The organism is Bordetella sp. 02P26C-1, assembly GCF_009763255.1.
GTDB lineage: Bacteria > Pseudomonadota > Gammaproteobacteria > Burkholderiales > Burkholderiaceae_B > Bordetella_A.
This window is the reverse complement of record NZ_WSJB01000010.1, coordinates 226789-250190: the sequence shown is the minus strand read 5'-3', so window position 1 is coordinate 250190 and position 23402 is coordinate 226789. Positions and strand designations below refer to the sequence as shown.

The 23402-nt window shown below is 59.7% G+C and carries 22 protein-coding genes; 12 read left to right on the top strand and 10 right to left on the bottom strand.

Annotation, left to right across the window (positions count from 1 at the left end; genetic code table 11):
* The first annotated feature begins 35 nt into the window (after positions 1–35).
* The 3 genes from GOQ28_RS06860 to GOQ28_RS06850 are packed head-to-tail and all read left to right on the top strand — an operon-like array spanning position 36 to position 3151.
* Complete coding sequence (locus GOQ28_RS06860) at positions 36–1055, top strand: Bug family tripartite tricarboxylate transporter substrate binding protein (RefSeq protein WP_160355914.1); 1020 nt, start codon at positions 36–38, stop codon at positions 1053–1055.
* Between the two features lie 14 nt (positions 1056–1069).
* Complete coding sequence (locus GOQ28_RS06855; protein WP_160355913.1) at positions 1070–1582, top strand: tripartite tricarboxylate transporter TctB family protein; 513 nt, start codon at positions 1070–1072, stop codon at positions 1580–1582.
* A 21-nt stretch (positions 1583–1603) separates the two neighbouring features.
* A complete protein-coding gene (locus GOQ28_RS06850; RefSeq protein ID WP_160355912.1) occupies positions 1604–3151 on the top strand; it encodes a tripartite tricarboxylate transporter permease in 1548 nt (515 codons plus the stop codon).
* A gap of 75 nt (positions 3152–3226) precedes the next feature.
* On the opposite strand, the gene GOQ28_RS06845 is transcribed toward GOQ28_RS06850, so the two are convergent.
* Positions 3227–4252, bottom strand: coding sequence for a Bug family tripartite tricarboxylate transporter substrate binding protein (locus GOQ28_RS06845; protein WP_160355911.1), 1026 nt, complete (start codon positions 4250–4252; stop codon positions 3227–3229).
* A 212-nt stretch (positions 4253–4464) separates the two neighbouring features.
* Between GOQ28_RS06845 and GOQ28_RS06840 the strand changes: the two genes are divergently transcribed.
* The 4 genes from GOQ28_RS06840 (at position 4465) to GOQ28_RS06825 (ending at position 9279) form a co-directional block, all read left to right on the top strand.
* Positions 4465–5223, top strand: coding sequence for a GntR family transcriptional regulator (locus GOQ28_RS06840; RefSeq protein ID WP_160355910.1), 759 nt, complete (start codon positions 4465–4467; stop codon positions 5221–5223).
* A 141-nt stretch (positions 5224–5364) separates the two neighbouring features.
* Positions 5365–6822 carry an MmgE/PrpD family protein gene (locus GOQ28_RS06835; protein ID WP_160355909.1) on the top strand — a complete coding sequence of 486 codons (1458 nt, stop codon included), beginning with the start codon at positions 5365–5367 and terminating at the stop codon, positions 6820–6822.
* 35 nt (positions 6823–6857) lie between these two features.
* A complete protein-coding gene (locus GOQ28_RS06830) occupies positions 6858–8162 on the top strand; it encodes a CaiB/BaiF CoA transferase family protein (protein ID WP_236844252.1) in 1305 nt (434 codons plus the stop codon).
* A gap of 34 nt (positions 8163–8196) precedes the next feature.
* On the top strand, positions 8197–9279 hold the full coding sequence (locus tag GOQ28_RS06825; protein WP_160355908.1) for a TauD/TfdA family dioxygenase: 1083 nt from the start codon (positions 8197–8199) through the stop codon (positions 9277–9279).
* 37 nt (positions 9280–9316) lie between these two features.
* Here GOQ28_RS06825 and GOQ28_RS06820 read toward each other — a convergent pair whose 3' ends face one another.
* A complete protein-coding gene (locus GOQ28_RS06820; RefSeq protein ID WP_160348899.1) occupies positions 9317–9994 on the bottom strand; it encodes a Fe2+-dependent dioxygenase in 678 nt (225 codons plus the stop codon).
* A gap of 114 nt (positions 9995–10108) precedes the next feature.
* Positions 10109–12430, bottom strand: coding sequence for a catecholate siderophore receptor Fiu (locus tag GOQ28_RS06815; RefSeq protein ID WP_160355907.1), 2322 nt, complete (start codon positions 12428–12430; stop codon positions 10109–10111).
* 235 nt (positions 12431–12665) lie between these two features.
* Here GOQ28_RS06815 and GOQ28_RS06810 point away from each other — a divergent pair, with 235 nt between their 5' ends.
* Together GOQ28_RS06810 and GOQ28_RS06805 are read left to right on the top strand one after the other, a co-directional pair.
* Positions 12666–13637: a Bug family tripartite tricarboxylate transporter substrate binding protein gene (locus tag GOQ28_RS06810; protein WP_160355906.1), complete on the top strand. Its 972-nt coding sequence runs from the start codon at positions 12666–12668 to the stop codon at positions 13635–13637.
* 22 nt (positions 13638–13659) lie between these two features.
* A complete protein-coding gene (locus tag GOQ28_RS06805; RefSeq protein ID WP_160348902.1) occupies positions 13660–14565 on the top strand; it encodes a LysR family transcriptional regulator in 906 nt (301 codons plus the stop codon).
* Here GOQ28_RS06805 and GOQ28_RS06800 read toward each other — a convergent pair.
* From GOQ28_RS06800 to GOQ28_RS06775, 6 genes are read right to left on the bottom strand one after another with little or no spacing between them, the layout of a single operon-like run.
* Positions 14562–15284: an amino acid ABC transporter ATP-binding protein gene (locus GOQ28_RS06800; protein ID WP_160348903.1), complete on the bottom strand. Its 723-nt coding sequence runs from the start codon at positions 15282–15284 to the stop codon at positions 14562–14564. The genes GOQ28_RS06805 and GOQ28_RS06800 overlap by 4 nt on opposite strands.
* A 9-nt stretch (positions 15285–15293) precedes the next feature.
* Positions 15294–15986: an amino acid ABC transporter permease gene (locus GOQ28_RS06795; protein WP_160348904.1), complete on the bottom strand. Its 693-nt coding sequence runs from the start codon at positions 15984–15986 to the stop codon at positions 15294–15296.
* Positions 15987–15991: 5 nt separating this feature from the next.
* Positions 15992–16696, bottom strand: coding sequence for an amino acid ABC transporter permease (locus GOQ28_RS06790; RefSeq protein ID WP_160348905.1), 705 nt, complete (start codon positions 16694–16696; stop codon positions 15992–15994).
* Positions 16697–16720: 24 nt separating this feature from the next.
* Positions 16721–17551, bottom strand: a complete 831-nt coding sequence (locus GOQ28_RS06785; RefSeq protein ID WP_160348906.1) for an ABC transporter substrate-binding protein — start codon at positions 17549–17551, stop codon at positions 16721–16723.
* 23 nt (positions 17552–17574) lie between these two features.
* Positions 17575–18798 carry an aminotransferase class I/II-fold pyridoxal phosphate-dependent enzyme gene (locus GOQ28_RS06780; protein WP_160355905.1) on the bottom strand — a complete coding sequence of 408 codons (1224 nt, stop codon included), beginning with the start codon at positions 18796–18798 and terminating at the stop codon, positions 17575–17577.
* Between the two features lie 8 nt (positions 18799–18806).
* Positions 18807–19478 (bottom strand): RraA family protein, encoded by a 672-nt coding sequence (locus GOQ28_RS06775; RefSeq protein WP_160355904.1) that lies wholly within the window; start codon positions 19476–19478, stop codon positions 18807–18809.
* A gap of 366 nt (positions 19479–19844) precedes the next feature.
* On the opposite strand from GOQ28_RS06775, the gene GOQ28_RS06770 reads away from it, so the two are divergent.
* The 3 genes from GOQ28_RS06770 to GOQ28_RS06760 all read left to right on the top strand — a co-directional run bounded on the left by GOQ28_RS06770 (position 19845) and on the right by GOQ28_RS06760 (position 22454).
* A complete protein-coding gene (locus GOQ28_RS06770; RefSeq protein WP_160348909.1) occupies positions 19845–20126 on the top strand; it encodes a peptidylprolyl isomerase in 282 nt (93 codons plus the stop codon).
* 164 nt (positions 20127–20290) lie between these two features.
* Entirely contained in the window at positions 20291–21382 is a 1092-nt protein-coding gene (locus GOQ28_RS06765; RefSeq protein ID WP_160355903.1) for a tartrate dehydrogenase, read from the top strand.
* 79 nt (positions 21383–21461) lie between these two features.
* Positions 21462–22454: a Bug family tripartite tricarboxylate transporter substrate binding protein gene (locus GOQ28_RS06760; protein ID WP_160355902.1), complete on the top strand. Its 993-nt coding sequence runs from the start codon at positions 21462–21464 to the stop codon at positions 22452–22454.
* Here GOQ28_RS06760 and GOQ28_RS06755 read toward each other — a convergent pair whose 3' ends face one another.
* Positions 22455–23372, bottom strand: a complete 918-nt coding sequence (locus GOQ28_RS06755; protein WP_160355901.1) for a LysR family transcriptional regulator — start codon at positions 23370–23372, stop codon at positions 22455–22457.
* Positions 23373–23402: the final 30 nt, after the last annotated feature.

The following is a 23402-nucleotide window of genomic DNA, read 5'->3' as shown; positions in this document are numbered from 1 at the left end:
GACATAACCCGTGGCATGACCCGGAGGAGACACTGATGAAGCACCTGAATCGCACGCTGTCTGTCAAAACTTGGATAGGGGCCTCGGCCTCCCTGCTGGCTGGACTGTGCATAAGTCCCGCGCATGCGTGGGAGCCCACCCGCTCCGTTGAAATCATCGTTCCCGCTGGCGCGGGCGGCGCATCCGATCAGATGGCGCGCACGATTCAAAGCATCATCCTCAAACACAACCTCATGAAGCAGTCCACCGTCGTATTGAACAAAGGTGGCGCAAGCGGTGCGGAAGGGATCATGGATACCAAGGCCTCGGCCAAGAATCCGCACAAACTCATGGTGGCCTTTTCCGCCATCTATACCCTGCCACTCGCGGTCAATCTGCCCTTTAACTGGCGCGACCTGAATCCGGTCGCCATGATTGCTCAAGACGAGTTCGTCTTGTGGACCAACGCTGAAGAACCCTATAAAACCCCGAAGGAATATATCGAAGCGGTCAGGGCCGCTCCCCCGGGAAAATTCAAAATGGGCGGCACGGGCGCCAAGCGGGAAGACCAGATCATCACCGTCGCACTGGAAAAAGCGGCCGATGTGAAGTTCACCTATGTGCCCTATAAGAGCGGTGGCGAAGCGGCCACCCAACTCGTAGGCAAGCACACGGACTCGAACGTCAACAATCCCAGCGAGAACATCGCGCAGTGGCGTGCCGATCAGATCAATGCACTATGCGTGTTCGCCGACGAACGCATGGCCTTCAAGGACAAGATCACCAAAACCCAGTCCTGGGCCGACATCCCCACTTGCAAGGAATCCGGCTACGACGTGCAGTATCAAATGCTGCGCGCGTTTTTCCTGCCGCCTGACACGACCCCCGAGCAAGCCGCCTATTACGCTGACCTGATCAAGAAGATCAGCGAGACCGAGGAATGGAAAGACTACCTGGCCAAACAGGCGCTCAAACCCGACTTTCGCACAGGCGAAGACTTCGTCAAGTTCCTCGAGCAAGACGAGGCCAAACATAAAACCCTGATGCAGGAAGCCGGTCTTGCCGCGAAAAAATAAACGGGGGAGACAGGATGGACCAACAAGCGCAGAACAGCCCGTCTCCGCGAGGACTGACACATAGCGCCGTCGATGCAATCACCGCCGTGGTGTTTTTCTTGATCGGCGTGGTGATGATGGTGGATAACCAGCATATCGGTGTCTCATGGGGACCGGACGGACCGGAGTCCGGCTATTTCCCTTTTCATATCGGCTTGATCATCTGTATCGCGAGCGTGGCGGTTTTTCTGAAATCGGTGTTCAGCCGTGATCGCAATACCGAGGTCTTTGTCAGCTGGTCACGATTCCGCCTCGTACTGATGGTGCTGATCCCCACCGCGCTTTACATCGTGCTCATTCAGATGGTGGGAATCTATGTCGCCTCCACGGTGTTTATCGCGGGCTTTATGCGATTGCTGGGTAAGTGCCCGTGGTTAAAGACGGCGCTGGTCAGCGTGGGCGTGAGCGCGCTGCTGTTCTGGATGTTCGAGGTGCAGTTCTTGGTGCCATTGCCCAAGGGCCCGCTCGAAGCCCTGTTTGGCTACTGAACCGCATTAGGGAGACCACAATTGGATGAGCTGAACTCGCTGATGCAGGGTTTCGGTACCGTGATGAGCTGGTACAACCTGGGCATGATGCTGATAGGCCTGGTACTGGGGGTCATCATCGGCGTGCTGCCCGGGCTGGGTGGGCCCAACGGCGTGGCGATTCTGCTACCGCTGACCTTCACCATGCCGCCCACTTCGGCCATCATCATGCTCTCGTGTATTTACTGGGGCTCGTTGTTTGCCGGCGCGATCACCTCCATTCTGTTTAACATCCCAGGGGAAACGTCATCGGTCGCCACGACATTCGACGGTTATCCGATGGCGCAGCAGGGCCGCGCGGGCAATGCGCTCACCGCGTCGTTTACGGGATCGTTCTTTGGCGCGTTATCCGGCGTGTTGCTGATCACGTTCCTGGCGCCGCTGGTATCGAAATTCGCATTGCGCTTCGGACCACCAGAATTTTTCGCCGTGTTCTTGCTCACGTTTTGCAGCTTTGTCGGCACGGACAAGAAAACCCCTTTCAAGACGATTATCTCGATGATGCTGGGCTTTGGCCTGGCCGCCATCGGCATGGATACGGTCAGCGGCGAGCTGCGCATGACCTTTGGCTGGTCAGAGCTGCTGCGCGGCGTGGACTTTCTCGTAGTAGTCATCGGCTTATTCGGCATTGGCGAAATCCTCGTCAGCATGGAGGAAGGCCTCAAATTCGAAGGCAAGAGCGGCCGCATGAATCTGCGCGTGGTTCTGCAGACCTGGAAAGAAATGCCGAAGTATTGGATGACGCTCATTCGCAGCACGGTCGTGGGTTGCTGGATGGGTGTCACGCCCGGCGGCGCCACGGCGGCATCGTTCATGGGCTATGGCCTGGCGCAACGCTTCTCCCGCAACAGCGACAAGTTTGGGAAAGGCGAAATCGAGGGCGTAATCGCGCCCGAAACGGCCGCGCATGCCTCGGGAACCTCTGCGCTGTTGCCGATGCTCGCATTGGGCATCCCAGGCTCAGCGACGGCGGCCGTATTGCTCGGCGGACTCATGATATGGGGCCTGCAGCCCGGTCCGCTGCTGTTTGTTGAACAAAAAGATTTTGTCTGGGGCCTGATCGCCAGTATGTATCTGGGCAATTTCGTGGGCCTGATTCTGGTGTTGAGCACAGTCCCCTTGTTTGCCGCGATCCTGCGCATCCCATTCGCCATTGTCGCGCCCATCATCATCGTGGTCTGCGCGATCGGCGCCTATTCGGTCAACAACGCCATGCTGGATGTGTGGTTCATGCTGTTGTTCGGCGTGATCGGATACGTTCTGAAAAAGCTTTCTTATCCGCTGGCACCGATGATATTGGCCCTGGTACTGGGGGATCGCATGGAAGATGCATTCCGGCAATCCATGCTGGGGCCCGGCACCGGTTTGCACGTGTTCTGGTCCAATCCCTTGGTGGGCACCATCACCACCGCCGCGCTGATTATGCTGGTATGGCCACTGTTGAGCCTGCTCTGGACGCGTTCGCGCAGGCCAGCTGGCGACTCCGACAATCCGGCCAGCCACGTTCAAACAAAAACCGAGCAATCGTGATCAACGCCCTTAAAAAGACCCGCGACTACGTTTACGAAAGCGGGCGGTCTCTGTGTAGCAGCACCCTACCCGTATTTACTTCTGCGCCACGCTGATACCGCTGCGTTTAGCGGTCTGGGTGAACACTTCCACGTCATGCTTGAGTTGAGCGTTCATGGCCGCGCGATCCGACGGCGCTGCCGTGGCACCTAACCCCGCCAAGAACGTCTGAAAGTCCGACATGGCGACGATACGAGTCACCTCGGCATTCATCTTGTCCAGGATAGGCTCGGGCGTGCCGCTCGGTGCCAGTACTGCCCACCAAACTTGCGGCTCGTAGTCCAACTGGGTCACCTCACGCACCGTCGGCACGGAGGGAAAGCCCGTCTCCCGCGCCGTACCGGTGAACGCCAGCTTGGGCAATTCGGCAGCTTGGGTTCCATTGATCGAGGCCAATGTCGTGATCATGAAATCCAAGCGCCCTGCCAACAAATCCATTTGCGCGGGGCTGACGCCCTTGTAGCCCACTTGCTGCATCTTCAGCCCGACCAGGGAGCTAAACAGCTCGGTCAGAAGGTGACCGCTGTCGCCGGCGCCAGTGGTGCCGTAGTTGATCTGCCCCGGATGCGCTTTTGCGTATTCGATAAATTCGCCGAGCGTCTGCGCGGGAAAATCCTTGCGCACCAGCATGACGAAGGGCGCTTGCGCCACGCGAGCTACGGCATCAAACGCCTTGAGGGTGTCATAGGGCGGGTTCTGCGTGGCGGCGCTGGTCGCCAAGGACGCCGAGACGAATAGGAAGGTATAGCCGTCCGGGGGCGAGTTCGCCACCATGGCCGAGCCAACGACACCTGCTGCACCGCCTCGGTTTTCCACCACGACCGTGGTGCCCAAGGACTGGGATAACGATTGCGCCAGACGGCGCGCGATGTGGTCGTTGCTGCCGCCCGGTGTGAATGGAACGACGATGCGTATCGGCTTGGTCGGCCACGCGGCGGCCTTGCCAGCAGCACTCACCGACAGCGGCAACCCTGCCATCAGCGAACAGGCCATCGTCGCGGCCAGCATATGTTTGATCCACGTGCGTCGGCCGCGGTTCTGCTCTTTGCCCTGCTGTCTCATACCTCTCTCCTCGATCTGACGAATGCGAACTTGCGTAGTCGTACAGCACCCATGCACGTGGCGACACGGACCGGGCCTGAAGATTTTTTAGAAATAATGAGATCATTATGACTATGGCATTCCGCACGGTCAATAAGTGATTTCGGTCTCGAGTAGAATCACCATGGCTTGGCCACTCCACACAAAAACAGATTCTTCACAGGAACGAACGCATGGCACTGCACACCAGCGCTCCGCCGTCCGGGCGCGCCCGGTATCTCATCGTGACCGACACCTTGGCTCGGGAAATCGGCGCCGGCACGTTTCCCGTCGGCACACTCTTGCCGCGCGAGGCAGAGCTGATCGAACGTTTCCAGGTCAGCCGGACAACGATTCGCGAAGCCTTGAAACGCTTGTCCTCCATGGGATTGGTCTCCACCCTGCACGGGGTGGGAACCCGGGTCGAGGCCCGCGAGGTACATGCGAGCTACCTGGTTGCCATGCGCTCAATCAAAGATGTGTTGCAGTACGAAGGCGAACGCACGCGTTTTCAAGTAGAGGACCGCCGCGATCTGATCGCGCGCGACAGCGATCGGGAACTGCTGCGCTGCGCTGCCGGGCAAAAGTGGAAACTGATAAAGGGCTGCAATCTTTCCTCTGCCGGTCCCTACAAAGTATTTGCGGACACCATCATTCATATCCGCGCGCCGTACGACGACATTCTGACGCGCAAGTCGCGCTACGACGTGCCGTTTTACTCACTGATACGCGAACGGCACGGGCTGGAGATCGTGCGCATCGAGCAGGAGCTCGAAGCCATCGAGCTCGATGAACGGCAGGCCGAAGTGCTGGAAGTCGCCGTAGGCTCGCCCGGATTGCGCATCGTGCGTCGCTATTACTGCGAAGAAAACGAGCCCTTCGAAGTCACGATCAACGTCCATCCCTCCAAGCGCTTTACCTACAAAATAAGCCTGGACCGCAAGGCGACCTGAACGCACGGCGGCTGGCTCACTCTCTACTCTCCCGCTTACTTCGTCTCTCTACCCGCGCCGCGCCACCGCCGCGCGGGTAGGCTTGTACCTTTTACTTTTCCATAGATATAATGATCTCATTATGACAAGACGGAGGAGAACATGGTGCAGCAAAGCCTCTCTCGGCTCAGAGAAACCACCGCATCGTTTACTCCTACCAAGGCGCTGGCTCACTTCGCCGCCAGCTTGCAATGGGAACATATCGACACCCACGCACGCCGTCACGCCAAACGCCATTTTCTCGACACCCTGGGCTCGGCTATCGCAGGCGCGCCGCAGCACGCGACCTTGTCGGTCATCGGCGCATTGCGTTACGCGGGAGAAACGGGCAGTGAAATGCCGACGGCCCTGCCCGGCAGCGACATGCGCGATCTGGGCATGTTGGCCGCCGCGCACCTGATGGGTACGGCCACGCATGGGCTGGAGCTGGATGACGGCTATCGGCCTGGCATGATGCACCCGGGCTGCGTAGTCGTCCCGCCCGCGTTGCTGCTGGGTGCGCGCCTGAAGGTATCGGGTCGAGACGTACTGACTGCCATGACAGTAGGCTATGAAATCGCATGCCGCTTGTCGGCCGCTACCCATCCTCGGACGCGCTGGCGCGGCTTTCATCCCACCTCGGCGGCAGGCGTATTCGCCGCCGCCGTCACGGCCGGCAAACTATTGAACTTCGATGCCATCGGGATGGAAAGCGCCATGGGCATCGCCGCCAGCTCGTCGGCCGGCCTGTTTACCTTTCTGGATGGGGGAGACGTCAAACGTCTGCATGGTGGCCTGGGCGCGCGCGAGGGACTGTTCGCCGCCATTCTGGCCAAGCATGGTTTGGTTGGGCCGCCTGACGCGCTGGAATCCACGAACGGCTACTTCCATTCGCATGCCGGTGCAGACAACGGACAGCACGACTACGCCGGCCTGCAGATTCTGCAAGCCGGTGGCAAGCCTGACCAGCTCCTGGTCACGCAGTGCTATTTGAAACCCTATTCCAGCTGCCGCCACATCCACGCGCCTACCGAACTCCTGCTGGAACTGCGCGCAGCACATCGGCTGACCTTGGCCGAGGTCGAAGCCATTCATGTGGACACCTACGCCGTGGCCGCCGCGCATGGCATGCCCGGATGGAGCGAGATGACGACCGCCCAAATGAGTATGCGTTACTCACTCGCGGCGGCGCTGGCTCGCGGCAAGCTCACACCGGCGGAGTTCGATGAAACCACACGCGCGGACCCTGATATCACTGCCTTTTGCAGCCGCGTGACCACCTCGGTAGACCCAGACTGCGAGGCGCGCTACCCGGACAAGCGTCCGGCCAAGATTCGCGTGACACTAAAGAACGGCCGCACGTTGACAGCCGAATCCGACGAGCCGCCCGGCGAGCCTGACCGGCCCATGAGCGACGAGCAAGTCGAACAGAAATTTCTGCATCTGGCCGCACCCGTTATTGGCGACCATGCCGCCCGGAAGGTCGCGACCCTGATCGGCAACATGGATGAATGCGAAGACGTCGATGCCATTCTGCGGTACTGCGCACTCGCCCCGAATTCAACAGTCACCACGCATTGACAACGGCCGCCCCCTTAACGATGGAAGAGACAAGCATGGACAACTCCCGAACACCGCTGCCCAACAAGCTCCCCGCCAAACGCTTCAATGCCCAAGCGCGCGGCCCATTGCACGGCGTGCGCGTGGTCGATTTATCGCGGCTCGTCGCCGGCAATATGCTGACGTTGCAGCTGGCCGATTTCGGCGCCGACGTGATGAAAGTCGAACCCAGCTCGGGCGATAGCTTGCGCGCATTTCAGTCGGGCGGCGTCGAAACGTTCTGGAAGGTCTATGCGCGTAACAAGCGCAGCATCTGCCTCGACTTTCACCACGCACGCGCGATCGAGATCCTGAAAGAACTGGCGAAGTCCGCCGACGTGCTGGTGGAAAGTTTCCGCCCTGGCGTATTGGAGGATATGGGTCTGGGCCCCGAGGTGTTGCACGCCATCAATCCTTCGCTGGTCATCGTGCGGATTTCGGGCTGGGGCCAGACCGGCCCTTATCGCCGCCGGCCAGGCTTTGGCACGCTGGTAGAGGGCTATTCGGGTTTCGCCGCGATCAATGGCTTTGCCGACCGGGAACCGGTATTGCCACCGTTCTTCCTCGGCGACATGGCAGCAGGACTTTATGGCGCCAACGCCACCATGGTGGCGCTATGGAATGATCGGCTCAACGGCGGAGGCGGTCAGGTCATCGACTTGTCGCTGTTCGAGCCTCTGATCTCGCTGCTCGGCCCGCAGGCAGCCAGTTATCAAATCACGGGCAATGTCAAGGCTCGCACTGGCAGCCGCTCCAGTACCACGGCACCGCGCAATACGTATCGCACGGCCGATGGCGAATGGGTGTGCGTATCCACCTCGACGGCCACGATGTGCGCGCGCCTGTTCCACACCATCGGCCGCGACGACGTGCTGAAAGACCCACGCTACGCCACCGTGGCCGCGAGGCTGGAACACGTCGAAGAAGTCGATGCGATCGTGGGTGAGTTCGTCGGACGTCACACGCTGGCCGAGAACCTGCGCATCTTCGAAGAGGCCGACGTCACCGTGGGCCCGGTCTATGACGCCTCGCACCTGATGGTTGACCCCTACGTGGTGCAACGCGAGAGCCTCGTGCAGTTGCCCGATGACGACATCGGCATGATGCCCATGCACAACATCGTGCCGCGCCTGTCGAGCACGCCGGGCCAGTTCCGCCGCCCCGCGCCCATGAAGGGCGAACACAGTGCCGAATGTCTGATCGAGCTGCTCGGCCAGGACAGGTTCGAGCAGCTGATCGCCGACGGCGCCGTGTACCAGCACCCCGCCCCCCAAACCCAGCGCGCACCGCAAGCCGCGTGTGCTGCCCCTATCGAACAATGAGCCACTGCGGCCGCATCCGTCCAGGAGACTGAACATGAGCAAAATCGGAACACAACTCGAAGGCGCCGGCGTATGGAAAGGCCCCGCCATCGATTGGATGAAGGAAGGTCTGCATATCCTCTCGGATTCCGAACTACGAGAAATCGATCTCGCGCTAAAGCACTTACTGTCGCTGGGCGAGGTGGATTTCCCGGACATCACACCCGAGACATTCCCGCTGGACAAGGTCGGTGATCTGATGCGCGAACTGACCGTACGCTTGCGCTATGGCCGGGGCTTTCTGATGCTGCGCGGCCTGCCCCGCGAGAAGTATTCCGACGACGATATGACGCGCATCTACTTTGGCCTGGGTTCGTATATCGGCAAGCCCATGACCCAGTCGTATCTGGGCGATATCCTGGGTCATGTGATGGACGTGAGCGATTACGAGCCGAAGTCACGCGGCTATCGCAAAGGCGGCGGCCAGCTGATGCACACCGACTCGTGCGACATCATCGGGTTGATGTGTCTGAAGTCCGCCATATCGGGCGGTGAAAGCCGTATTGCAAGCGCGCTGGCGGTACATAACGTCATGGCCGAACAATATCCCGAGTTGTTGGAGACACTGGCCAATGGCCTTTATCTGAAGCGCGCCGACGAAGACGGGCGCCGCGCCACGCGCACATTCAGCAAGGACCGCGTACCGTTTTTCTACGAGCAAAACGACGAAGTCACCTGCTATCTGCCGACGGGATACGCGCGGCTGGCGGAAAAAAGCGGTCAGATTCCCTTTACCGAACAAGAGTCCCAAGCGCTCTATCGCGTACGCAAAGTCGCGGCCTCACCGGAGCTGTACCTGGACATGGGTTTCAAGGAAGGCGATATCCAATTCCTGAATAACCGCATGATGGTGCATGGCCGCACCGACTATCAAGACGCGCCGGAACTGGAGAATCGCCGTCACTTGTTGCGCTTGTGGTTCGAAGTGCCGACCTGGCCCGCCATGCCCGAGCCGCAGATATTCCATACCGCCGAGGACCGTGCGATGTGGAGCCAGTATCGTCAACCGCTCATCGAATTCCCCTCGGTTCACTACAAGAAACTGATCGAAGGCTCGCTCGCGCAGATGGTGGACTAACGCACGTCATGCGCTCGGAGCACATTGCGTGCTCCGCTCAAAGCTCGGACCATTCGCGCAAGAGATTGTGATAGCAGTTGGTGAGCGACAGCGTCTGCTCGGTCTCACCCAGCTGCATGCGCAGTTGTTGAATGGTCTGATCCAGTTCAAACAACATCTGTCTGCGACCATGTTCGCGGATCATGCTTTGAATCCAAAAAAAGGACGCGACACGGGCGCCGCGAGTCACCGCTGTCACGCAGTGCAGACTGTTGGCGGGATAAAGAATCATGTCGCCGGCAGGCAGCTTGACCAGATGCTCGCCATACAAGTCTTTCACAATCAGTTCGCCACCGTCATATTCGTCAGGTTCGCATAGAAACAGCGTGGCCGACAGATCGGTGCGCAACCATCCAGGTGCCGCCGGATGACTGCGCACGGCGCCATCGACATGAAAGCCATAGGTTTCCTCGGATTCATACCGATTAAACAAGGGCGGCACCACGCGCAGGGGCAAGGCGGCGGCGAAATACAAAGGGTTGCGGGCCAGCGCGCGCAATACGATTTCGCCTAGCTCACGAGCCAGCGCCGACGACTCCGCGAGTTGCCGATTGCGTTTGACCACGGCTCCTTGTGTGCCCACCGTGGCGCGGCCATCGACCCATTGCGCGTCGTGCAGACGAGCGCGCATCTCGCGTACCTCGTCGGGGGTAAGCACTTGAGGAATATGCAGCATGCTGAAGGCTCCTGATTACGCGCGCCGCTATCCGGCGGGATGAGCATCCATCTTAAAACGCGGCGCCGCCGCGGGGAATCACCACCGCGGCGGCAGCTTCACGCGACGATCACATCAATAGTGAATATTGGCCGTCAACATCACGGTGCGCGGCGCGCCCGGGAAATAGCGATACCCGCTCTTGTTGATGGAAGCCACATACTCCTTGTCAAAGAGATTGTAGACATTGAACTGGAAGTCCAGATTCTTGTTGACCTCATAAGCCGCCATCGCGTCAAACACCCAATACGACTCCACCCGATCGGGCGTGCCCACGGAGCCGTCCGTACCGCGTTTCATGCTGCCGACGTAACGCGCGCCACCACCGACCGTGAACCCGCGCGGCAGGCGATAGGTACTCCACAGCGACAACGCGTGCTTGGGCGTATAGCTCAGGTTGTTGGAGCCATCATTGCTGACCGCTGCGCTGTTCTTAACCTTGGCGTCTTGAATGGTGTAGCCCGCGCTGACCGACCAGTTGGGAGTGATTTGACCGAACGCACCGAGCTCGATGCCTTCGACGCGCTTCTTGGCGGTCTGACTGTACGTGCCATCGGCATCCTGCTGCACCTCGTTATTGACCTCCGTGCGGAACAGCGCGGCGCTAAGCAGCAGTTGGTTATCGAACAGCTCCCACTTGGTGCCCAGCTCTGCGGTCTTGGCCTTTTGCGGGGCAAAGTCCACGCGGTTGGCGCTACTGCCAGTGTCGGCGGCGGCAAGCTGGAAGTTCGCTCCACCCGGCGGCTGCTGCGACACGCCGTAGTTCACATAGATGTTGCCGTTGGGCGTCAGCCGGTACAAGGCGCCGAGTTTCCAGTTAAACAGGTTGCCAGAGATGCGCTCATCGACCGTGGTGATGGGCGTGCCCACGGCCGCGCCATTGCACGCAATGGCGCCGCGGCCCGATCCGCCGCAAGCCGTCGCGCTATCGAATTTGGTGCGATAGTGGTCCAGACGAACGCCGCCGTTGATCTGCCATGAGTCTGTCAGGTCGATCGTATCGAAGGCATACACCGCCATCGTGTCGGTCGTGCCGTGCGAGTTAGCTCCATTGTTATGGATGCCGTTCGCGCTGATACTGTTATCCGGATGATAGATACTGACGGGGGGAAGCGTGGGCGCCGTCATGCCGAAGGTGTCCTGCATCTCGTGCATGAACTCGACCCCCGCGCTCAGGTCGTGCTTAAGCGTACCCGTATTGAACTTCGCCGTGACGTTGGTCTGGTTGGCCCAGATGCGGTTGTTCGAGTTTCGCTGGTTGGGCGTGCGCGCCATATACCATGTCGATGGGTCGTTCGGGTTGCCGATGGTCAGGTTCGAGGCGCCCGCCATGAACGCGGTCAGCAGATAGTTCTGCTTGGTGCGCGCCCAGCGGGTGATATTGCGCACCGTCACCTTCTCGTTGATATCGTGCTCGAACCGCAAGGTCGCCATATCGGTCGTGATGTAGTCGTGATCCGATTGCGTGCCGTAGAAGTTGTTGGTGTCCGCCTTGGACGCGTCATTCAAGAAAGACAGCGCAGAACTCGGCGCGCTATAGCCTGGCAGACCAATGGTGACCACGCCGCCATCGGGCACGTTGGTCTGCTTGACGTGCAGAAAGTCCAGATAGACGCGCGTGGGCGTACCGAGCCCGAATGCCAATGACGGCGCCACACCCCAGCGGTCGTTCTTCACCTCGTCGCGGCCCTCCACGTGCGTCTTCTGGCCCATGACATTGAGCCGGAACGCCGAGGTCTCGCCCAGGCTTTGATTCCAGTCCAGGGTAGAACGCTTGTAGCGCGCACTGCCCACGCTCAGACTGGCGTCGAAGCTGTCATCCAGCTTCGGTTGCTTGCTGATCAAATTGATAGAGCCGCTGGGCGCGCTGCGGCCGTAGTCAGACCCTGACGGCCCCTTGATCACCTCGACGGCTTCCGTATTGAACATATCGCGGTTCACGCTGGCGATATCGCGAATGCCATCCACATAGATACTGTTGGACGTATCGAAACCGCGCAGGTAGATCGCATCCCCGGTCGATGTATTCCCGTTTTCTCCGGCATAGAAAGTGCCCGCCCCCGCCACATTACGCATGGCTTCGGCAAGCGTCGTCGCCTGCTGGTCGCGCATGAGCTGGTTGGTAATGACCTGCACCGTCTGCGTCGTATCGACCAGCGGCTGGGTGAATTTAGGGGAATCCAGCTTGCCGGCTTTATAGCCCGTGGTGTCGTCTCCCATGACCTTGACCGGCGACAACGTGCTGACGCCCGCGGCGTTATCCGCGGTTTGCGCCAGCGCGACGCCTGGCTGCCCCAGCATCAGCGTGGTTAGCACCGAAGCCGCGGCGCCGGCGGCTAGCGTGGTCTGGCTGGGCATACGAACGGGCGCGCACTTTCGATTTCTGATGTATTGCATTCGGGCTTCTCAAAAAGTGGATGGCGAAGGGCCAAAACGGCGGTCTGTAATCACAAGTTGCATTAAACGCGAATCCGAGTCTAAATGGGAATTATTTACATTAAGCTGAACGCGAGCTGAAAATCTCGCCGTCCATCCCGGGGACAATGCACGCCCATCCACGCGCCGGGGGCCTTATGATTCGGTCTTCCTGATAGTTATTCGAATTCCTGTTTCAGCCATTCATAGGTCTTTTATGTCGTCACGCTTACCCCGCCTCGCCTCGATCATGGCCGGCTTGATCCTGAGCGCGGCCAGCGCCGCCCACGCCGCCTACCCGGATCGGCCCATCAATCTGGTCGTGCCCTTCCCTCCCGGACAGGCAACCGACATCTTTGCCCGCATGCTGGGCGAGCAGCTGGCCAAGGAAGTCGGTCAGCCCGTGGTGGTCGAGAACAAGGCCGGCGCCGGCAGCAATATCGGCATGCAGTTCGTGGCGCGCAGCACGCCTGACGGCTACACCCTGGTGGTGGGCGGCAGTGCAGCGGCCGTGAACCAAACCCTCTACAGCCACCCCGGCTATTCGCTGCAAAACGACTTTGTCCCCGTGGGCGGCATATTTACCGTGCCGCTGGTGTTTTTGGCGAACCCGAAAAGCGGGATCGAAACACTGCCCCAGTTGATCGAAAAAGCCCGCGCCAACCCGGACGAATTGGCCTATGCGAGCGCCGGCATTGGCGGCACGCAGCACTTGTCGGCCGAGATGTTCAAGGCCGACGCGAAGGTGGAAATCCGCCACATCCCCTACAAGGGCAGTGGCCCCGCGCAAGCGGATTTCCTCGGCAACCATGTGCCGCTGATGGTGGACTCGGTCACGGCCGCCTTGCCGCATATCGGCACCAAATCCGCCGTGCCGCTGGCCGTCACCACCGCCAAGCGCGTGCCGCAGCTGCCGGACGTGCCGACCGTGGCCGAGTCGGGCCTGCCCGGTTTCGAAGCCGTGGGTTGGGCGATGGTGTTCGCGCCGTCGCAAACGCCCAGCGAGATCGTCACCTTCCTCAACCAAAAAATCAATGCCATCCTGAAGTCGCCCGAGATGACCCAGGCGCTGCAAGAGCGCGGCGGCCAACCGTTGGTCTACACGCCGGCAGAAGGCAAAACGTTCGTCGAACAAGAAGTCGCCAAATGGGGCACGGCTGTCAAGCGCTCCGGCGCGTCAGTAGACTAAGCAACGTTGCACGCGGCTCACGATGCTGACCTTCAAGCAAATCGAAGCCTTGTACTGGGTGGTCCAACTGGGCAGTTTCGCCAATGCGGCCGAGCGGCTCAACACCACTCAGTCCGCCATCACCAAGCGGATACAGGAGCTTGAAACCAGCTTCAATATTCAGATCTTTGATCGCAGACGGCAAAAGGCCACGCTCACACGCACGGGCGAAGACCTGCTGAACATGGCGGCCGACCTGTTAGGTCGCCGCGATCAGATGCTGCTGAAGTTAAAGGGCTTCAAGCCCTTTACCGGCTCGCTACGCCTGGGCATCACGGAAATCACCGCCATGACATGGCTGCCCATGCTCATGACCGAGCTGCGCACGCTATTTCCCGAACTCGTGGTGCAGCCCAAAATCGGCCTGGCCTGGCATCTGCAGCAAAGCTTGCTGCAGGGGCAGCTGGACATGGCGATCTTGCATAGCGAGCTACGCAATCCGCATCTGGAGGCCGAGCCTATCGGGCAGGTCAGTTTCGTCTGGGCGGGCAGCCCCGATGTGATCTCGCCCAGCAAGATCTACACCCCCGAGGACTTGTCGCGTCTGAACGTGATCCGCCAGGATCCCGAGTCGGGCCTGAACGCGATCTACGACGAATGGTTTGCGCCTCATACCCCGCAGTCGAATCTGTTCACCATCAACAGCCTGCAGGCCATGGCTGGCATGGCGGTGGCGGGCTTCGGAGTGGCGTGTATGCCGGAAGACTATTTCTCGGATCTCTTTGCCACCCGCAAGCTGATCGTGGCCCGTAGCACGAAAGTCATGCCGACGTCCTTGTATTGCGCGATGTACACCAAGCAATCCAACAGCATGTTCTATCAGGAAATCGCGCGCATAGCGCGCGACGTCGCGGATTTTTCTCAGCCCTATGGCGGGCTGAAGGCTTAGTGACGGATATCGGCCAGGAATTTGCGTGCGCGGTCGGTCTGCGGCTGCTCGAAGAATTCCTTGGGCGGCGCTTGTTCGACGATACGGCCGGCGTCCATGAACCAGACCGTATCGGCGACTTCGCGCGCGAAGTTCATTTCGTGCGTCACGCAAACCATGGTCATGCCTTCGGCGGCGAGTGACTTCATGACCATCAGCACTTCATTGACCATTTCCGGATCGAGCGCGCTGGTGGGCTCGTCAAACAACATGATGCGCGGTTTCATCGCCAGCGCGCGCGCAATCGCGACACGCTGCTGCTGACCGCCAGAGAGCTGACCCGGATACGCGTCGGCCTTGTGCCCCATGCCGACTCGTTGCAACAGCTCATGCGCATGCTCGCGCGCCTGGGCTTTATTCATACGCTTGAGCAGCACCGGCGCCATCATCAAATTTTCCAGCACGTTCATGTGCGGGAACAGATTGAACTGCTGAAAAACAAAGCCGATATGGCTGCGCATATCGTCGATCGAGCCGCACTTATAGACATCCGTGCCGTCAACAGTGATGCTGCCTTCCTGGATGGGCTCAAGCCGGTTGACCGTGCGAATCAGTGTGGATTTTCCCGACCCCGAAGGCCCGCACACCACAAGCACCTCGCCTTTTTTGACGCGCGCGTTGATATTGTCCAGGGCGAGATACTCGCCATACCATTTACTGACGTTCTTGAATTCGATCATAAGTGAGCCCTAGGCTGCGACGGGTCGGGTGCCGTTCATGCGGCGTTCTACAAGCTTGACCACGCCGGTGAGAATCAGGTTCAGCGTGAAATAGGTCAGCGCGAGCAGCGCGAAGACTTCAAACGGTTTGGTCAGCAAAATGTTGTTGACCTGGGCGGCGGCAAACGTCAACTCGTGCACGCTGATGACGAAACCCAGCGAGGTTTCCTTCACCGTCGAGATAAACTGACTGAGCATACTCGGGATCGTGTTGTAGAGCGCTTGCGGCAGCACGATCTTGCGCATCGTCTGCATATGGCTCAAGCCCAACGAGCGCCCGGCCTCCATCTGCCCCGCAGGCAAGGCCTGGATGCCGCTGCGAATGATCTCCGACAGATAGGCTCCCTCGTACAACACCAAAGCAGCCACCATCGTCATCACGCCACTGACGGAGTTCCCGATCAACAGCGGCAGGAAGAAATAGGCCCAGAAAATAAACATGATGAGCGGCAAGCCGCGCACCAGATACACGACGGCCGTAGCCGGCCAGTAAAAAATCTTATGGCTGCTGATGCGGCCCAACGCCAGCAATACGCCCAACGGGAACGCCAGCAACAGGCTCATCACCGCCAAACCCACCGTGGCGGCCAGGCCACCGATGGGCCCGTGCGGCCACTGGCCAACGAGCAACAACAACCAGTTATTCGAGAGAATTTCCAGCATGGCGGTCACCGGGTCTTGGCCACGTACGCGACCCGTTTAGAGAGATAAGCCCCCGCCACCATCAACAGCAGCGAAATGGCCAGGTACATCAGTGTCACGACGGTATAGATCTCAAACGTCTTGAAAGTCGCGGATTCGATCTCGCGGCCCGCGCCTGTCAGCTCGATCAAGCCGATCGCCATGGCCAGGCTGGTGTTCTTGAACAAGAGCAGCGTCTGATTCGTCAAAGGAGGAATGGCGATCTTGAAAGCCTGCGGCAGTATGACTTTGCGCATCGTGCGCAGATAACTCAGACCCAGACTGCGCGACGCTTCCATCTGACCGCGCGGAATCGCGCGAATCGCGCTGCGCAGATCCTCGCTGACATAAGCCGCTGTCACCAGACCGATAGCGATAGTGGCGTAGAAGAACTCGCCGCCTATGTGATTGATCACATCCTCGACCGCCAACGGCATGATGGCCGCTACGCCGAAATACCACAGCAGGATATGGACGAGCATCGGCACATTCCGATGAAAGGCCACATACGTAATGATCACGTAGTTCAACACCCGGATATTCAACATGCGCAGTACGGCGAGCAGGCTGCCGAGTGCGAATGCCAATATCCAGGCAAGCAAGGTCATCTTCAGGGTGGTGAGCAAGCCACCCCAAATCAAGGACGGGTAGCCATTATCAAGTAACGCACCGAAATCCAATGTGTAGTTCATAAGTAGCTACCCGCCTTCGAGGGATTAACCCTTGATTTCTTCGACCTTGAACACCCGCTTGGTCGGGAACTTGCTGTCCGGACCAAACCAGCGATCAAAGATCTTTTGCATCTCGCCCGAGTTCTCGAGCTTGGTCAGCGTCTTGTTGACTTCGGCTTGCAGCGCGGATTCACCCTTGCGCATGCCGATGCCCCACGGCTCGACAAACAGCGGCTCTTCGATCAGTTCCAGTTGGACGGGCGAGTTCTCGGCGTCTTGCTTGAACTTCAACAGCATGAGTTCCGAACCGACAAAGCCGGACACCTTGCGCTGTTGCAGGGCCACGAAAGCGGTCGGGGGATCCTTGAAGGTCACGGTCGTGACATCGGGGATCAAACGCTTGGCGCCCGCTTCGGACGACGAACCCGCCACCGCGCTCACGCGCTTGCCGGCGAAATCGGCGTTGGTCTTGAGCGAACCAGCATCATCGCGACGCAGCAGAATTTTTTGCGGGCTGACGTAGTGCTGGTAGCTGTAGTCGATCTGTTTGGCACGCTCGGGCGTCCAACCGAGGTTCGCGGCGACGACGTCCACGCGGCCGCCGGCCAGTTCCGGAATACGGGCAGCCACCGAGATCATCTTCACATCGAGCTTGACGCCCAGATCGTCGGCGATGGCTTTGCACAGGTCGATCTCGTAACCGACGACCTGACGGGTCTGCGGGTCTTGGAAGCTGAAGGGCTCCGAGGTACCCAGCGTGCCGCACACCAGGGTGCCGCGCGATTTGATGTCCGACAGCGCGTCAGCGTGCGCGACGCTACCCATGCCCAGGCAAGCCACCAGAGGCAGATACTTCAGCATTTGCTTCTTAACCATGATTTCCTTCCTTGCGTGTGGTGTTATTGAAGTTGGCGGCAAGCCTGCGCGATTTTTTCGCAACCGGTCTTGATGGTCTCAAGGTCGGTGGCAAAGCTCATACGCAGATAGCCGGGGTTACCGTAGGCCGTGCCGTCGAGAACCGCGACGCCGGCAGCGTCCAGCAGATAGTGCACGAAATCCAGATCGTTCGTGATGGTCTTGCCGTCAGGCGTTTGCTTGCCAACAAAACCTTGAACATTGGGGAACACATAGAACGCGCCGGCAGGGCTGGCGCAGGACATGCCTTCAATGTCGTTGAGCATGCGCACAATCGTGTCGCGGCGCTCTTTATAAATCGTCACCGTGTCGGCCACGCATTGCTGATCGGCCGTCAACGCGGTGGCTGCCGCGATCTGGCAAATTTGGCTGGCACACGAGGTCGATTGCGAGATCAAGGTGGAGATGGTCTTGGCCAACCAAGCGGGCGCGGCGGCATAGCCGATACGCCAGCCGGTCATCGCATATGCCTTGGACACACCGTTGACGAGCATGACGCGCGGCGCGAGTTCCGGACGCACGGTCAGTGCCGATATGTATACGCCGTCATAACAGAAGTGCTCATAGATCTCATCGACCATCAGCAACACCTGCGGATGGCGCGCGAGCACATCCAGCAACGCCTTGAGCTCGGCCTCGGTATAGATTGCACCAGATGGATTGTTAGGCGCGTTCAACAACAGCCACTTGGTCCGCGGTGTGATCGCGGCTTCCAGCGATTCAGGCGTGATCTTAAAGTTTTGCGCTTCGGTCGTCGGCAGAATGACCGGCTTGCCGTCGTTGAGCAGCACCATATCGGGATACGAGACCCAATACGGCGTAGGGATGATGACTTCATCGCCAGCGTTCAGGGTGGCTTGCAACGCCGAAAAGATCAACTGTTTGGCGCCCGTACCGACAACGAGTTGATCCAGTTCAAACGACAATTGGTTCTCGCGCTGGAACTTCTGCTGCACAGCGACGAGCAGTTCACGAATGCCGGCTGACGCGGTGTACTTGGCCGCGCCGCGCTGGATCGCGGCAATACCGGCTTGAGCGATATGGGCGGGGGTGGGCAGATCAGGTTCACCAATGGTGAAGTCGACGATCTCCTTGCCCTCGGCGCGCAGCTGGTCGACACGGCGCTTGGCCGCCATGCTGGGCGAGGGTTTGATCACGCTCATGCGCTGAGCGAGAAACGATGTAGCGGTGGTGGTGTTTGCAGACATGATGCGGCTCACAGGAGGTTTTTCGCTTGCAACACGGGGTGCAACCAGCTTTGTTGCTCCGCGCCCGTGGCGATTTCGGCCATGATGCGCTCTTCCTTGGCGGCATGGGCGCGGGCTTTTTCGATCAGGCTTTCGGCTTGCGCCACGGGGAAGGACACCAGTCCGTCCTCATCGCCCACGATCACATCACCGGGCTGGATCACCTGACCGCCAATGGTCACCGGCACATTGACTTCGCCCGGGCCATCTTTATAGGGTCCACGGTGCACATGCCCGCGTGCATAGCAGGGAAACGAATCGTTTTCGAACGCCACCACGTCGCGGATCGCGCCGTTGACGATCAAGCCCGCGCAGCCGCGCTGCTGCAAGTAGAGCTTCATCAGTTCGCCCACGCAGGCATTATTCACGTCACCGCCCGCATCCACCACCAAGACATGGCCCGGCTGTATCAGCGTCATGGCTTTGTAGATAAAGAGGTTGTCGCCTGGACGCGTCTTCACCGTGAGCGCGGTGCCGACCAGTTTGCCCTTGCGGTTATAGCGGTGCAGCCCGACTACGCCGCTCTGGCGGTGCAGGTTGTCGCTCAAATGGGGCGTGACAATGCCCTGGAAAGCTTGCGCCAGCTCGGCACTGAGCACGGGTGCGGCTGCGTTGACGGTAAAGGTAGAGGCGTTTTGCATGGAATTCGGTCTCCGGAAGACTCGATCATGCAAAAAACTGATACAGGCTAAAAGGGAATTAAACTACACCCTTAACATTCCTTTTAGGAATGTTATGCCGGCGCGCGTATTCCCGCCGTGACGGGTGCCTAAATTTTCCTTGATTTCACAATCACTTACGCGTTCTGTGGTTGGGCGGTCACAACTATCAGCATGGCCCGTCGAGCCTGCACCATCATGGAGCTTCTAGGGGAAAGTCCTAGGGTTAGAAAACGTTACTAGGCAACCACAAGCGCGCTCTAAAGCCCTGCTATCAGGCCGCACGAGCGGAGCGGGTATCATTTGCCCGTAGTCCTTTATTCTTCACTTGTTTATCAGGAGCCCTTCATGGCACAAGCCAGCGCCCGCCACATCCTCGTTTCCACCGAAGCCAAATGCAACGAACTCAAGGCCGCCATTGAAGGCGGCGCCGACTTCGCGCAAGTCGCCCGCGAAAACTCCTCCTGCCCGTCCAGCCGTGACGGCGGCAACCTGGGCACGTTCCGCCCGGGTCAGATGGTTCGCGAATTCGACCAAGTCGTTTTCAGCGCCCCGCTGAACGTTGTGCAAGGCCCGGTCAAGACGCAATTCGGCTATCACCTGGTCGAAGTCACGTCGCGCCAAGACTAATTCGGTCTCGTCGGTCGGCCGGGACTATCCCGCCGACCGCGCTTTGATCTATACGTTAACCTGCAGGTTAACAATGCTTTGAATCCGCGCCCGTGCGCGTGCATTCCCGATCGGTACAGTGTCTGACGCATAACCTGGCGATCAACGCCAGCAGGAGTCAGCCTATGAAAACGTACCGTATCGCAACCATCCCCGGCGATGGCATCGGCAAGGAAGTCATTCCCGCCGGACAGGCCGTCATGCAGGCGCTAGCCGAAACCGACAAATCGTTTGCCTTCGAGTTTGAGAACTTCGATTGGGGCGGCGACTATTACCGCAAGCACGGCATCATGATGCCGGCCGACGGACTCGACGCGCTGCGCGACAAGGATGCCATTTTGTTCGGTTCCGCGGGCGATCCGGACATCCCTGACCACATCACGCTATGGGGTCTGCGACTGAAAATCTGCCAAGGCCTGGATCAATACGCGAATGTGCGTCCCACGCGCATCCTGCCCGGCATCGACGCCCCGCTCAAGCGCTGCACGCCCGACCAACTGGATTGGGTCATCGTGCGCGAAAACTCCGAAGGCGAATACTCGGGCGTAGGTGGGCGGGTGCATCAAGGCCTGCCGATCGAGGCGGCCACCGACGTTTCGATGATGACGCGCGCAGGCGTCGAACGCATCCTGAGATTCGCCTTCCGTCTGGCGCAATCGCGTCCGCGTAAACATCTCACCGTCATCACCAAATCCAACGCACAACGCCATGCCATGGTGATGTGGGACGAGATCGCGGTCGAAATCAGTCGCGAATTCCCAGATGTTCGGTGGGACAAGGAACTCGTTGACGCGGCAACGGCCCGTATGGTGAATCGCCCTGCCTCCTTGGATACCATCGTCGCCACCAACTTACACGCCGACATTCTCAGCGACCTCGCCGCCGCGCTGGCCGGCAGCCTGGGCATTGCGCCCACGGGCAACATCGATCCCGAGCGCCGCTATCCATCAATGTTTGAACCCATCCATGGCTCTGCCTTCGACATCATGGGCAAGGGCCTCGCCAATCCCATCGGCACGTTCTGGTCCGTGGTGATGCTGCTCGAGCACCTGGGCGAAAACCACGCTGCGCGCCGCGTCATGCAGGCGGTTGAAGCAGTGACGGCTAACCGCGAGCTGCACACCCGTGATCTGGGCGGCAACGCCACCACGGCGCAAGTGACCGAAGCGGTCTGCCAGATCCTTAAACAGAGCGCGACGCAGGCCGTCGCCGCTTAACGACATCAAGACTCGCCGCGACCTTCGGGTCGCCACGCGAGCAACCGTCGGCCCATATCGATAAAAGCGAGGAGACATCATGAAACTGGCAAAGAAAACCCTGCGTGCCACGCTGACCGCCGCGCTATGCGCAACCGGCTTGAGCTTCGCGGCCGTGGCACAGGCACAGGCACAGAACTATCCCGCCAAACCGATCAACCTGATCGTGCCCTTCCCTGCGGGCGGCACCACCGATGTGCTGGCGCGCGCCTTGGGCCAGGAACTGTCCAAAACGCTGGGGCAATCGGTCATCGTCGAGAACAAGCCCGGTGCGGGCGCCACGCTCGGCGCCGACTATGTGGCCAAAGCCACGCCAGACGGCTACACCTTGCTGATGGGCGCGGTGCATCACACCATCGCCAGCAGCGTCTATCCCAACCTGCAATACGATTTCCAAAAAAGCTTCGTGCCCGTCACGACCGTTGCGTTGGTCCCCAACATCCTGGTCGTGAACCCAAAGGTTCCCGCCCAAGACGTGCAGGCACTACTGGATCTCGCCCGTAAATCGCCGGGCAAGCTGACCTTCGGCTCCAATGGTGTCGGCACCGGCCAGCATCTGATCGGAGCGCAATTCCAGGCCCTGGGCGATGCGACGCTATTGCACGTCCCGTATAAAGGCAGCGGCCCCTTGACCACCGATTTGCTAGGCGGCCAGATCGACATGTCGTTCGATACCATCACGCCGGTGCTGCCCCACGTGAAATCCGGCAAGCTACGGGCGCTGGCGGTGACCACCGATCAACGATCCGCCGCGCTACCCGATGTGCCCACGCTGCAAGAAGCTGGCCTCAAGGGCTTCAACATGGGTACTTGGTTCGGCCTGCTAGCACCGGCGGGCACGCCCCCTGACGTCGTATCCAAACTCAATACCGAGCTCGTCAAGATTCTGAAGTCGCCCGAGTTCGGTCAGCGCATGGCGGAGATCGGCGCCGTACCGATTGGCGACAGCAGTGCGGAAATGGCGCAACGTATCAAGACCGATACCGACACCTACGCCAAGCTCGTGAAAGAAGCCAACGTAAAGGTGAACTGACTACCAGGACGCGCCTTCGCCTCGCTGGCGCCGCGAGCGAAAATAGTCGACCAGAAAATCGATGAACACCCGTACCTTGGCGGATAAATGAAGACGCTCGGGAAACACCGCGTGGATATCCGCGGGCGGCAAGGCATAGTCCTGCAACAGCAGCTCCAGCCGCCCCGCCCGCAGATGCCGCGCGAGATCCCATTCCGCACGCTGCAAGATACCCAGGCCCGCTAACGCCCAGGTCAAGGTGACCTCGCCATCATTGCTGCTCAACGCACCGCGCACCTTGACCGTCTCGGTCTCGCTGCCGCGCGTAAAACGCCACAGCCCATACGGGTCATCATTTTGGCGCAGCACGATACATTGATGCTTGGCCAGGTCCTGCGGCGTCATCGGACGCCCATGCTTTTTCAGATAATCGGGCGAAGCGCAGACCAGCCGACGATTCGGCGCAATACGGCGGGCAATCAGCCGCGTGTCCGGGATGTCGCCAAAGCGTATGGCCACATCGAAAGCATCCTGTACGAAATCGCCGGGGCTGTCAGTCAATAGCAGCTGCACTTCGACCTCGGGATAATGGCGCGCGAACATAACGATGGCCGGGGCAATATAGGTGCGCCCAAAGCCCAGCGGCGCATTCACCTTCAAACGACCACGCGGGTGCGTCTGACGGCTGGCAATCAGCTGGTCGAGGTGTTCGATATCGTGCAGGATGCGCCGCGCGTTCTCGAGATACAGCTCACCCTCCGCCGTGGGGCTCAGCCTGCGCGTATTGCGATTGAGCAGGCGCACACCCAGTCGATCTTCGATCTGCGCCAACCGTTTGCTAATGGCGGCCGTGGTAACGCCCATCTCGCGCGCCGCCGCGGACAGGCTGCCCGCGCGGACCAATTCGACCAATAGCTGCAGTTCCTGGGACTGACCCATCGAAGTCTGAACCTCCCGCGAATGATGAGT